We start from the raw sequence: 11,794 nt of genomic DNA, 5'->3' as shown, positions 1-11,794 counted from the left end.
TTTCGGTCGGTCTTTTTCGCTCAATTGGGGCGGTTCGCCGATTTCGGCGCGAAGCGGGACAGGATCTGGATCAGCGACATGCAGCCCCAGGTGATGGCGAAGGCGATGATGGCAAGCGCCGCCGGCTCATAGGCGCGGTTGGCGCCGATGTTCTGCAGGTACGGACCGAAGGCCGGCCGGTTGAGCAGGCTGGCCATGGTGAACTCGCCGATGACGATGGCGAAGGTGAGGAAGGCGCCCGACAGCACCGCGATCAGAACGTTGGGCAGGATGACACGCGTGATGATCGTGCCCCAGCCGGCGCCTAGGATCTGCGCCGCTTCCGTCAGCGTTCTGACGTCGATGGTACGAAGGCCGGTGTCGACGGCGCGGTACATGTAGGGTAGGGCCAGCGTCGCATAGCCAATCACCAGCAGCGCGTTGGCGCCCGTGTTGCTTGCCAGGAATGGCAGTGGCGAATTCGACCCATACATTCTGATATAGCCGAAGACGATGACGATCGCCGGGATGACCAGCGGCAGCAGCGTGATGAATTCCACGATTGGCCTGAGCTGCGGCAGCCGCAGCCGGATCCAGTAGGCGGCCGGCACGACGACCAGCACGCCGAGGATGATGGTGAAGATCGCCGCAAGCACCGAGTACATGAAAGTCGCCTGGAAGCGTTCGTCGCCCAAAACGATCTGATAGGCATCGAAGGAATATGCGCCGCGCCGCATGCGCATGGAGAATTCCACCGTCGCGATCAGCGGGATGAAGAAGTAGACCGCACCGAGGATGAAGACGAGCCAGGCCCAGAAGCGTCCGGTCTTCATTTCAGCCACCTCTCGGAACGGGTCCGGAACCAGATGTAGAACACATTGGCGAGGCCGGTGATGACGATCATGCCGAAGGCGAGCGCATAGCCGAGATGTGCATTGTGCAGCACGTCACCGCGGATCTGCGCATAGAGCAGGATCGGCACGATGTTGAGCGACGAGCCGGTCAGGGCGTAGGCGGTGGCGATGGCGCCGAACGCATTGGCAAAGAGCAGGATCACAGTGCCGAGGAAGCTCGGCCAGATCACCGGGATGACGACCATGCGCCAGAACTGTGCCTGTGTCGCACCCAACGTCGCGGCGGCCTCGCCCCATTCCTTCTTCAGCCCGTCGATCGCCGGCACAATGATGACCACCATCAGCGGAATCTGGAAATAAACATAGGTCAGCGTCAGGCCCCAGAACGACAGGATGTTGAAGCCGTGGGCGTAGATGTTGAAGCCGAACAAGGTGTTCAGGATCATCGTGGCGAGACCGATACGACCGAGTGTGGCGAGAAAGGCGAAGGCCAGCGGCACGCCGGCAAAATTGGAGGCCACGCCGGAAAAGGTCAGCGTTGCCGATCGTATCCAATCGGGCAGGCCGCCGCGCACGATGGCAACGGCAATCGCCAAGCCCGCGAATGCACCAATCAGCGCCGAGGCAAGGCTGACCTTGATCGAGATCCAGTAGGCGGCAACGATCGATGGCTGCGCCAGCGCTGCTATGTTTTCCAGGGTGAACTCGCCGGCATCGTTCTGGAATGCGCCCAGCATCAGATAGAACGTGGGCAGGATCAGGAACATGATGGCGAAGATGAAGAACGGCGCAACGCCGAGCCATTGCGTCGGCAGCCGCAAGGCGCGGGCCTCGCTTGGCGGCGCGGTCTTTCCCGCAATTGCCTGATCGGAAAGCGAGAGATCGGTCATGCGCCGGCTACCGTCTTCGAGGAAGTCCGGGCGGCCTCACGGCCGCCCGGATGATTTAACTGGTTTACTTGACGTTGGCGCCGACGACGGCGTCCCAGTTCTTGGTGATGGCTTCCTTCGCCTTTCCCTGCTCCTCGAGCGTCGGGAACACCGCAGCCGCGTAAGATTCGGCTGGCGGCAACTTGGCCATCACGTCGGCCGGCAGCTTGCCGTTCTTGGCGAGGTCGTTGAAGCGGATCGGGTGGCAATAACCTTTCAGCCAGCCGATCTGGCCTTCGTCGGAGTAGAGATACTCGAGCCAAAGCTTGGCGGCATTCGGATGCGGCGCGAAGGCGCTGATCGCCTGCACGTAGACGCCGGCGACAACGCCCGTCTTCGGCACCACGACATCTACCGGCGGGTTGCCCTTCAGCGTGTCGCGACCGGCAAGCGCGTTGTAGTCCCAGGTGACCAGGATCGGGGTCTGGCCCTGCGCAAGCGTCGCCGGCTTGCCGATGACCGGCACGAAATTGCCGGCGCCGTTGAGCTTCTTGAAGAAGTCGAGACCGGCAGTGCCGGCTGCTTCACCGGCGGCCGCGCCGCCAGAGAGGCCGGCGGCGTAGACAGCCTGGATGGCCTGGTTCGAGAGGCGTGGGTCGCCAGCAAGCGCGACGGTGTTGGCATAATCCGACTTCAATAGGTCAGCCCAGTCGGCCGGCGCTTCCTTGACCAGGTCCTTGTTCACCAGGAAGGACAGCACGCCGTAATAGTCGCCGGTCCAGTAGCCTTCCGGATCCTTGGCGCTCTCCGGGATCGAATCCCAGGTCGACACCTTGTAAGCCTGGACGAGCCCGTCCTTCTTGGCGGACGGCCCGAAGGACAGACCGACGTCGATCACGTCGGGCGCCTGCGGGCCCTTATTGTCCTTGTTGGCCTTGATCGCTTCGACCTCGTCGCCGGAGCCGGCATCGGGGTTGAGCTCGTTGATCTTGATATCGGGATACTTCGCCTTGAAGCCGTCGATGACGGCGCCGTAGCCGCACCAGTCATGCGGCAGCGCGATGACCGTGAGTTCGCCCTCCGCCTTCGCGGCCTTGGCGAGATCGTCCAGCGAAGCCGCGGACGAAATCACCGTCGACGCGAAGAGCGCCGCGGCCGAAAGGGAAAGCACCTTCCCCGTGAATTTGAACATATGTTCTCTCCGTTGAACTGACGCCATTGGACGCCTGCGATGCGGTATCGTTTTCGTGTGACAGCCAGATGAAAGCTTTGTGAAACCGGCACCCCGCAGCACCAAAAAGTAAACTCTCTTTAACCGGCTGTAGCAATCGCTTCGCGATCCTTTTTCCGGCTAATTATTCTCCTCCTTGCCCTTTCGCTCTTTTCCCTTTCCTTTCCCCTCGTTTCCAGATCAACTTTCCGCTGCAAAAGTCACCTTACACTGACCCTGCTATGGCGTTTTCGAGCAGCGTCAGCGCCGCCTTCTTGGTGAGCTTGACCGGGTTCCCGCCGGCGGTCGGATCGACCACCGCCATGTCGGCGATCAGGCCCTTGCGCTTCTTGTCCATGTCGAGGCCCTTGATGAGGTCGGGCAGCGCGTGCGGCACCTTGAGCTCCTTGCGCAGCTTGACGATCGCCTTGGCGAAACCGTCGAAGCCACCCTTGATGCCGCAATAGGCGGCGAGCCGCCCGATGCGGTCCTCGATCGCTTCGCGGTTGAAGGCGAGCACGTAGGGCATGAACACCGCGTTGGTCATGCCGTGATGGGTGTCGTAGAGCGCGCCGATCGGATGCGACAGCGAGTGGATGGCGCCCAGCCCCTTCTGGAAGGCGGCCGCGCCCATGGCGGCAGCGCTCATCATATGGGCCCGCGCCACCAGATCCTTGCCGTTGGCGAAGGCCTTGGGCAGGTTCTCGAACACCAGGCGGATGCCCTCTACCGCGATGCCGTCGGCCATCGGGTGATAGCCCGGCGCGCAATAGGCCTCGAGGCAGTGGGCAAGCGCGTCCATGCCGGTGCCGGCGGTGATGAAGGGCGGCATGCCGACCGACAGCTCCGGATCGGCAATGACGATCGCCGGCAGAAGCTTCGGATGGAAGATGACCTTCTTGGTGTGGGTCGCCTCGTTGGTGATGACGCCGGCGCGGCCGACCTCAGAGCCGGTGCCGGCCGTTGTCGGCACCGCGATGATCGGCGCGATCGCATCCGAATTGGCCCTGGTCCACCAGTCGCCGATATCCTCGAAATCCCATACGGGCCGATTCTGCCCGGCCTGGAAGGCGATCAGCTTGCCGAGGTCGAGCGCCGAGCCGCCGCCGAAGGCGATGACGCCGTCATGCTTGCCCTTCTTGAAAACGGCGATGCCGGCGGTCAGGTTGGACTCGACCGGGTTCGGCTTCACCTCGGAAAACACGCCATAAGGCACCTTGGCGTCGTCGAGGATTTTCAGCGTCGAGGCGACGACCGGCAGTTTCGCCAACCCGGGATCGGTGACGAACAGCGGGCGTTTGATGCCGGCGGCCGCCAGCACATCCGGCAGTTCCTTGATGCGCCCGGCGCCGAAGCGGACGGTTGTCGGGTAGTTCCATTTGGAGGTGAGCTTGGACATGGATTGTCTTTCGAAAAGTCAGATTGTTTCGCGCAGGTGGTAGGATTTCGGCCGGGTCAAATTGTCGTAGCCGATGGCCGAGAGAGCCGCGCCCTTGCCGGTGTCCTTGACGCCGGTCCAGACCAGCGCCGGATCGAGATAGTCGCAGCGGTTCATGAACACGGTGCCGGTCTCGACGCGGTCGCCGATCGCCACCGCGCGCTCGGTGTCGCGCGTCCAGATCGAGGCGGTCAGACCGTAGGGGCTGTCGTTCATCAGCGCGATCGCTTCCTCGTCGTCGCGCACCTTCATGATGCCGACGATCGGCCCGAAACTTTCCTCGCGCATGACGCTCATCTGGTGGTCGACGTTGGTCAACACGTCCGGCGCCAGATAGGGCGAGCCGGGCCTGTCGTTCTCGACCTTCATGTTGATATGCGCCCTGGCGCCCTTGCGCAGCGCCTCGGCCTTCTGCTCGCGGATCAGGTCGGCGAAACGCGCCTGCGCCATCGGCCCCATCGTGGTGGCCTGCTCCAGCGGATTGCCGACGACATAGTTTTTCGTCTCGGCGACAAAACCTTCGACGAACTCGTCATAGACTTTCTCGTGAACATAGACGCGCTCGATGCCGCAGCAGCACTGGCCGGAATTGTAGAAGGCGCCGTCGACCAGGTTGGCGACCGCATGGTCCATCTTGGCGTCGGCCAAAACATATGCCGGATCCTTGCCGCCGAGCTCGAGGCCGAGCGTCATGAAGGTGCCGGCCGCGGCCTTCTCGATGGCGCGGCCGCCGGCGACCGAGCCGGTGAAGTTGACATGGTCGATCTTGCCCGAGCCGAGCAGCCTCTCGGTCTGGCCGTGGTTCATGACCAGATTCTGGAACAGGCCTTTGGGGAGACGCACCTTGTCGAAGGCCTGCTGGAAGCGCTCGCCGACGAGCAGCGTCTGCGCCGCATGCTTCAGGATCACCGCGCTGCCCGCCATCAGCGCTGGAACGATGGTGTTGACGGCTGTGAGGTAAGGATAGTTCCACGGCGCGATCACCAAGACGACGCCGAGCGGCAGCTTCTTCACGTAGCGGCGGAAACCGTCCTTCGGGTTCGAAGCCATGACCGGCTTCAGCGCCTGCTTTGCGATCTCGACCATATAGTTGACGCGTTCCTTGACGCCGCCGAACTCGCCGCCATAGCGAACGGGGCGACCCATCTGCCAGGCGATCTCGGGCACGATCTCGTCGCTCATCGCAACCAGGGCTTCCAGCATCGCCAGCATGTACTTGCCGCGCTCGACGATCGGCGTTTCGGCCCACTTTTCCTGCGCCGCCCTGGCGCGCTCGACCGCCGCGTTGATAGCCTGGTCGGTCGCGACCGGCCGCTCGGCATAGATCGACCCATCGATGGGGGATTTGAGCTTGACCGTTTCGGTCATGTCTTCCTCGCAGTTACAACAATCTAAAAAGCGCCCCTCTTCCCGTTCTTCAAGGGGAGAGGGTAAGGGGGTGAAGGGCAGCGCCGACGCTACGGGTTAGTACCGCTCGAAGCCTCTATGCAGTTCCCAGTCCGTGATGCGGCGGTCGTATTCGAACTGCTCCCAGCGGGCGGTGTGCATATAATGCTCGATCACCTCCTCGCCGAAGGCCTGCTTCAGCATCGCAGAGCTTTCCAGGGTCTCGGCAGCATCGCGCAGCGTCTTCGGGATCTCCGGCAGCTGCGACGCTTGATAGGCGTCGCCGACAAACGGCTTTTGCAGCTCCAGCTTCTCGTCGATGCCGGCGAGACCGGCCGCGATCAGCGCCGCGAAGGCGAGATAGGGGTTGAGGTCGGCGCCGCCGATGCGGCATTCCATGCGGATGCCCTTGGTGCCCTCGCCGCACAGCCGGAATCCGGCGGTGCGGTTGTCCTCGCTCCACATGATCTTGGTCGGCGCGAAGGTGCCGGCCTGGAAGCGCTTGTAGGAATTGATGTAGGGCGCCAGGAACCAGGTGAGCTCCTTGGCGTATTTGAGCTGGCCGGCCGCCCATTGCTGGCCGAGGCTCGACAATGTCCATTCGGCGTTTTTGTCGAAGAACAGCGGCGTCCCGCCGTCGGCGCTCCACAGCGAATTGTGGATGTGGCTGGAATTGCCGGCGAGCCCGTAATTGTACTTGGCCATGAAGGAGATCGCCTTGCCTTCGGAGTGGGCGATCTCCTTGGCGCCGTTCTTCAGGATGACGTGGCGGTCGGCCATCTCGAGCGCCTCGGCATAGCGCACATTGATCTCTTCCTGGCCGGGGCCCCACTCGCCCTTGGAGTTCTCGATCGGAATGCCGGCCGCCTCCATCTCGTTGCGCAGCCGGCGCATGACGCCTTCTTCCTTGGTGGTGATGCCGATCTGGTAGTCGCCGATATAGGGCGAAGCCGAGTCGAGGCCCTGCCAGTGCTTCTTGCGGGCGGAATCGTAGGTCTCGCTGAACAGGTAGAATTCGAGCTCGGAGGCGAAGTAGCCGATATAGCCGCGCTCGCTCAGCCGCTTGACCTGCTTCTTCAGGATCGCGCGCGGAGAATGCGCCAGATCCTCATGGTCGTGATGATCGAGCACGTCGCAGATGACCAGCGCCGTCTTTTCGAGCCATGGGATGCGGCGAAGCGTCGAAAGGTCGGGCTTCATGACGAAGTCGCCATAGCCCTTCGACCAGCTCGCCGCCTTGTAGCCCGGCACCGGCTCCATATCGATGTCGCAGGCCAGCAGATAGTTGCAGCCATGCGTCTCGCCATATGCGGAATCGACGAAGTACTGGGCCAGGAAACGCTTTCCCGCGAGCCTGCCCTGCATGTCGACGATGCAGGCCAGCACCGTGTCGATCTCGCCATCCGAGACCGCCTTCTTCAACTGATCGAAAGAGAGATTTCCGGCCATTCCTTTGGCGCTCCAGTGCTGGTCGATTGAAGGAGAAACTCGACCATGGCCGGCGCGATGCCGGTCATGGTCGTGAAGCGAAGTATCAGTGGCCGGTCTCGCCGACCGCCTGCTCTGCCGCCTTGATCGCCGCCTGGCGCGCCGCGATGATGTCGCCGAGCGGTGGGCCCTGGAAGCGATTGCGCTCGAAGGCGAACCAGACGATCGCCGTCAGGATGAAGAAGCCGACGGTGATGTAGAGCGCCCAGTCGTTCGGCGGCTGGATGCCGATGACGAAGATCAGGATCATCGACACCAGCGACAGGACCGAGAACAGCATGAACAGGCCGCGTCCCATGTTCCACGGGCCCATCTTGTCCCACTTCGGCGTTCCCCACGCCGCCATGCCGAGCACGATCGGCACGGTGAAGGAGAGGAACAGGAAGATAACGGTGCAGGAGACCACGATCGTGTAGGCCGAGGTGCCGGCGACCGAGACCACCGTCGAGCCCCACACGAACAGCACCGACAGGATCGACGCCGTCCAGATCGCCGCCACCGGCGTGCGATAGGTCGGGCTGACCTTGGAAAGCGCCGACGAGCCCGGCAGGCCGCCGTCGCGCGAGAAGGCGAAGATCATGCGCGAGGCCGAGGTGACGGTGGCGAGGCCGCACAGCAGCTGCGCCAGGAACACGACCAGGTAGACGAACTCCTTGAGCCCGGTGCCGACGCGCTGGTCGAAGGCCCAGAAGAACACGTTCCAACCCTGCTTGGCGGCATCGTCCATGTTTGGGATCATCAGGATGAAGGCGGCCAGGAACAGATAGCCGAACAGCGCCGACCAGATGACCGACATCACCATCGCGCGCGGCACGGAGGAAGCCGCTTTGATGGTTTCCTCCGAGGTGTGCGCCGAGGCGTCATAGCCGGTGATCGTGTAGATCGGCAGCAGGAGACCGAGCGCAAACACCCAGGCATTCGACACCGATGGCCACACACCGTTGCCCGCATCGCCGGAGTAGTTGTGGAAGGTGAAGAGACGGCTGAAGTCCCAGGTCTCGGCCGAAAGCAGGCAGACCGCCGCGATCAGGATCGAGCCGAAGAAGATCAGGTATCCCGAGAAGTCGGTGAGCTTCGCCGTCAGCTTGATGCCGAGGTGGTTGATCAACGCCTGCGCGCCGGTGATGATGATCAGGAAGATCATCTGGTTGGTCAGCGTGCCCTCGATGCCCAGCGTCGGCCCGAAAGCGCCGACGAAGAACGTCCAGGTGCCGACATTGATGGCGCCGAGCACGGTGATCAGGCCGAGCAGGTTGAGCCAGGCCGTTACCCAGCCGGTGCCGCGATTGCCGAGGATAGAGCCCCAGTGATAGAGGCCGCCGGCCGTCGGATAGGCGGAGCTGATCTGCGACATCGCGACCGCGAAGGTGAGCGACACGAAACAGCCGACCAGCCAGCCGATGCCGATGCCGATACCGCCGGCGCCAGAGGTCGCCTGCGCCAGCGAGTTGATGCCGCCGGACAGGATGCAGATGATGGAGAAGGAAACCGCGAAATTCGAGAAGCGGCTCAGGCGCCGTTCCAGTTCCTGGGCATAGCCCATGCTGTGGAGGACCTTTATGTCCTCCTGCTTATCGACGTCCGTATAGTCCGGTGTTGTCATGTTGGAAGTCCCCTATGGTTCTTAGCTGGCCGACTGTACTGACTTTCCCATTGCGCGTTGTCGGGAGCCCCTGGCCTCCTCGGGCTCCAGATTCGAAAATATGCCTGTGAGCAGATCCGCCCATTTCCGCTGCCCGATCTCGCCGGAGATTTCATCGTTGCGGATTTCGATCATCGCGCAGGCAAGGCCGCGCGAGCGCGCATGCCGTTCCAGCGTGAAATAGACGCGGTCGGCCGGCGAATAGGGTTCGTTGACGCCGACGGTGACGCCTGCAAGCCGCTGCAGTGCCGATATCAGCGGCGCCGCCAATCTGCGGTCGTCGTCGTGGATGATGCCGATATGCCAGGGCCGGCTCTTGCCTCTGTAGACCGGCGTGAAGGAGTGCACCGACACCAGCCGCGTCTCCTGGCCACGTGCCAGCCGCCGATCGATGATCTCAGCGATCGTGTCATGAAACGGACGCCACGCCAGGTCGATCCGCGCGGCGCGTTGCTTGTCGGACAGGCCTGAATTACCGGGAATGGCCGTCGTTTCGCTGACCGGCGGCACGAGATCCGGCGCGTCGAGCGGCCGGTTGCAGTCGATGACGAGGCGCGAGATGCAAGTTTCAACCAGCGTAGCGTCGAGCGCGGTGGCCATGCGGCTGGCCACGGGAAGCGCGCCAGGATCCCAGGCGATGTGCCGGGAAAGATGCTCGACGGGCAGGCCGAGCGTGCCGAATTCGGAGGGCAGGAAGTTCGAAGCGTGGTCGCAAGTCAAGACAAAGGGGCTGGTCCCGCCGGGGTTGGTTACCCTCACGGTCTCAGACGGTGCAAGGCTGGCGGGCCGTGCTTTCTCCATACTGCCGTCCCCTGGGGAGCGCTGTATCTTATGTTACGTATTTTGTCTCATTGCGTCCCGGTGGATGATTTCATACACTTTGTCTGGCTTTGTCAAACGCGAATTCGGTAAAACGGCGTCGACCGGGCCAAGGGTGGGGAAAACGATGATTTCCAGCATTGCCGAACTGATCTCGGACCGCATCGGCGCCATGCCGGCGGGCGAGCGCCGCGCCGCGCAGACGCTGATTGCCAACTATCCGCTGACCGGGCTGAAGACGGTGGCCGAGTTCTCGACGGCGGCGGGGGTTTCATCACCGACGATCCTGCGTTTCGTCGCGAGATTGGGCTTCCAGAACTATCCCGAATTCCAGTCGGCGCTGCAGGATGAGCTGGCTGCGCAATTGCAGTCTCCCGCATCGCGCACCCTCAATCCGGCGTCGCCCGGCGGCGGTGCTGTCTCGCCGATGCTGGAGGCGACGCTCGACAACATGCGCGAGACGTTCCGGCACCTGTCCGACAAGCAGCTGGCCGACATCGCCGCGACACTTGCCGAGCGCCGCGGCAAGACCTTCCTGATCGGCGGCCGCTTCACTGACCCGCTGGCGCGCTACATGGCCGCCCACCTCGCCATCATCCAGCCGGACGTCTACCACCTCGCCGGCCAGGAGAGCATCTGGCGCGACCGGCTGATCGACATGGGCAAGCGCGACGTGCTGGTGATCTTCGACATAAGGCGCTACCAGGAGAGCCTGCTCCGCTTCGCCGAGAAAGCGCATGATCGCGGCGTGCAGATCGTGCTCTTCACCGACCAGTGGCTTTCGCCGATCGCCCGCTTCGCCCGCCATGTGATCGCCGGGCGTACCGCCGTGCCTTCGGCCTGGGATTCGTCCGCCGCCCTCTTCGTCGTCGCCGAAACGCTGATCGGCGCGGTCACGCGGCAGCTCGAAGCCGCCGGCGCCAAGCGCATCCGCGACCTGGAGAGCCTGCGTTGACCGCAGGTTCGGAGAATGGCGGAGCGTTCACGGCAACCGTCCTGCCAGGCCCCCACCCCCGGCGAAAGACCATGGTCTTTCGCCGATCCTCCCTGCAAGGGGCAGGGCAAAGTCACGGCTTGATGAACACCTTCCCATTGGGCTTGGCCAGTTCCGCAGGCAACTTTACCATCGCCTCGTCCAGCGGCACCACCGCCGTCACGTCGGTCGACCAGCGCCCGTCGGAAAAGCGCTTCTGCGCTGCCAGCACGGCCGGGCCGATCCGGTCGCGAAACGCACGCATCCATTCGGCCAGCCAGAAGCCCTCGATGCGCTTGTGCTGGAAGATCAGTTGGCCGGGCTCGCGGATCACCGTAGGCTCCACATCGAGCCTTCCATAGACGATCCAGCGCGAACGTTTCGGCATGGCGCTGAAGATGGCCGAGGCCAGCGGCCCGGTCACTGCGTCCAGGAAGATGCGCGGCTGCTCGGCATTCAGCACCTCGCGCAGCGCAGCCTCGAAATCGGCCGCGTTCTCGTTGAGCACATGTGCGACGCCCAGTTCCTTCAATAGCGGCATCTGCTCGTCGCGGCGCACGGTGACGATCGGCCGAAAACCTTCCTCGTTCGCCAGGCCGATGATCAGCTTGCAAAGCTGGCTGGCGCCGGCGGTCATGATGAACGCCTTCTCGCCTTCCTGCTTGACGATGTCGAACATCGCGAGCGCGGTCAGCGGATTGACGATCATCGCAGCAGCATCTTCGTCGCGCACGGTGTCGAGCAGCGGAATGCAAGACGCCGCCTCCGCCACCGCGTATTCGGACCAAGAACCCCAGTTCGACACGCCTGTGGCGAAGGCGACGCGCTTGCCCGCAAGGCTTTTTGCGTACGGGTCGTCACCGGTCGCGACGACGATGCCGACGCCCTCGAAGCCTGCCGGCCGGCCCTTCACGCGCGGCTGGCCGTATTGCCCCTTGATGAAGACGATATCGGACGGGTTGATCGGGGCGAGGCTGACCTTGATCAGCGCCTGCGTCGGGCCGGGCGCGGGCACAGCGATAGTGCCCGGCCGAAGATAGGGCTCCATCGCTTCCAGCACGCCGGCCGAGGGTGTCTTGGTGTAGCCGTCGCCGATGAGCAGCAAGGCCTTCATTTCCGACGGAAGCGCCACGGTG

General features: G+C 63.3%; 10 protein-coding genes. 1 reads left to right on the top strand and 9 read right to left on the bottom strand.

Translation table 11 applies throughout. From position 1 onward, the window contains the following. Window positions 1-20: 20 nt before the first annotated feature. The 8 genes from EH240_RS00830 to EH240_RS00795 all read right to left on the bottom strand — a co-directional run bounded on the left by EH240_RS00830 (window position 21) and on the right by EH240_RS00795 (window position 9,667). The gene (locus EH240_RS00830; RefSeq protein WP_124995519.1) at window positions 21-812 is read right to left on the bottom strand and encodes an ABC transporter permease; all 792 of its coding nucleotides are present in this window, start codon (window positions 810-812) and stop codon (window positions 21-23) included. Beyond that, window positions 809-1,723 (bottom strand): ABC transporter permease, encoded by a 915-nt coding sequence (locus EH240_RS00825; protein WP_124995518.1) that lies wholly within the window; start codon window positions 1,721-1,723, stop codon window positions 809-811. The genes EH240_RS00830 and EH240_RS00825 overlap by 4 nt, the downstream gene beginning before the upstream one ends. A 64-nt stretch (window positions 1,724-1,787) precedes the next feature. Then, the gene (locus tag EH240_RS00820) at window positions 1,788-2,894 is read right to left on the bottom strand and encodes an ABC transporter substrate-binding protein (RefSeq protein ID WP_124995517.1); all 1,107 of its coding nucleotides are present in this window, start codon (window positions 2,892-2,894) and stop codon (window positions 1,788-1,790) included. Between the two features lie 244 nt (window positions 2,895-3,138). Continuing rightward, window positions 3,139-4,311, bottom strand: a complete 1,173-nt coding sequence (locus EH240_RS00815) for an iron-containing alcohol dehydrogenase (RefSeq protein ID WP_124995516.1) — start codon at window positions 4,309-4,311, stop codon at window positions 3,139-3,141. Window positions 4,312-4,329: 18 nt separating this feature from the next. Then, window positions 4,330-5,718, bottom strand: coding sequence for an aldehyde dehydrogenase family protein (locus EH240_RS00810; protein ID WP_124995515.1), 1,389 nt, complete (start codon window positions 5,716-5,718; stop codon window positions 4,330-4,332). Window positions 5,719-5,814: 96 nt separating this feature from the next. Further along, window positions 5,815-7,185, bottom strand: a complete 1,371-nt coding sequence (locus EH240_RS00805) for a glutamine synthetase family protein (protein WP_124995514.1) — start codon at window positions 7,183-7,185, stop codon at window positions 5,815-5,817. Window positions 7,186-7,270: 85 nt separating this feature from the next. After that, on the bottom strand, window positions 7,271-8,827 hold the full coding sequence (locus EH240_RS00800; RefSeq protein ID WP_124995513.1) for an amino acid permease: 1,557 nt from the start codon (window positions 8,825-8,827) through the stop codon (window positions 7,271-7,273). Between the two features lie 21 nt (window positions 8,828-8,848). After that, window positions 8,849-9,667, bottom strand: a complete 819-nt coding sequence (locus EH240_RS00795) for an N-formylglutamate amidohydrolase (protein ID WP_124995512.1) — start codon at window positions 9,665-9,667, stop codon at window positions 8,849-8,851. 145 nt (window positions 9,668-9,812) lie between these two features. Between EH240_RS00795 and EH240_RS00790 the strand changes: the two genes are divergently transcribed. Beyond that, window positions 9,813-10,640, top strand: a complete 828-nt coding sequence (locus EH240_RS00790) for a MurR/RpiR family transcriptional regulator (RefSeq protein WP_124995511.1) — start codon at window positions 9,813-9,815, stop codon at window positions 10,638-10,640. 112 nt (window positions 10,641-10,752) lie between these two features. On the opposite strand, the gene EH240_RS00785 is transcribed toward EH240_RS00790, so the two are convergent. Further along, entirely contained in the window at window positions 10,753-11,790 is a 1,038-nt protein-coding gene (locus EH240_RS00785; protein WP_124995510.1) for a zinc-binding dehydrogenase, read from the bottom strand. Window positions 11,791-11,794: the final 4 nt, after the last annotated feature.

Source organism: Mesorhizobium tamadayense (genome assembly GCF_003863365.1).
Classification (GTDB): domain Bacteria; phylum Pseudomonadota; class Alphaproteobacteria; order Rhizobiales; family Rhizobiaceae; genus Mesorhizobium; species Mesorhizobium tamadayense.
The sequence above is the reverse complement of the archived record's forward strand: the minus strand, read 5'-3'. Positions and strand labels throughout refer to the sequence as shown.

Bases quoted from the DNA above. Each gene is read 5' to 3' on its own strand.
- EH240_RS00830 (WP_124995519.1), bottom strand. From the start codon at position 812: ATGAAGACCGGACGCTTCTGGGCCTGGCTCGTCTTCATCCTCGGTGCG.
- EH240_RS00825 (WP_124995518.1), bottom strand. From the start codon at position 1,723: ATGACCGATCTCTCGCTTTCCGATCAGGCAATTGCGGGAAAGACCGCG.
- EH240_RS00800 (WP_124995513.1), bottom strand. From the start codon at position 8,827: ATGACAACACCGGACTATACGGACGTCGATAAGCAGGAGGACATAAAG.
- EH240_RS00790 (WP_124995511.1), top strand. From the start codon at position 9,813: ATGATTTCCAGCATTGCCGAACTGATCTCGGACCGCATCGGCGCCATG.
- EH240_RS00815 (WP_124995516.1), bottom strand. From the start codon at position 4,311: ATGTCCAAGCTCACCTCCAAATGGAACTACCCGACAACCGTCCGCTTC.
- EH240_RS00805 (WP_124995514.1), bottom strand. From the start codon at position 7,185: ATGGCCGGAAATCTCTCTTTCGATCAGTTGAAGAAGGCGGTCTCGGAT.
- EH240_RS00820 (WP_124995517.1), bottom strand. From the start codon at position 2,894: ATGTTCAAATTCACGGGGAAGGTGCTTTCCCTTTCGGCCGCGGCGCTC.
- EH240_RS00810 (WP_124995515.1), bottom strand. From the start codon at position 5,718: ATGACCGAAACGGTCAAGCTCAAATCCCCCATCGATGGGTCGATCTAT.
- EH240_RS00795 (WP_124995512.1), bottom strand. From the start codon at position 9,667: ATGGAGAAAGCACGGCCCGCCAGCCTTGCACCGTCTGAGACCGTGAGG.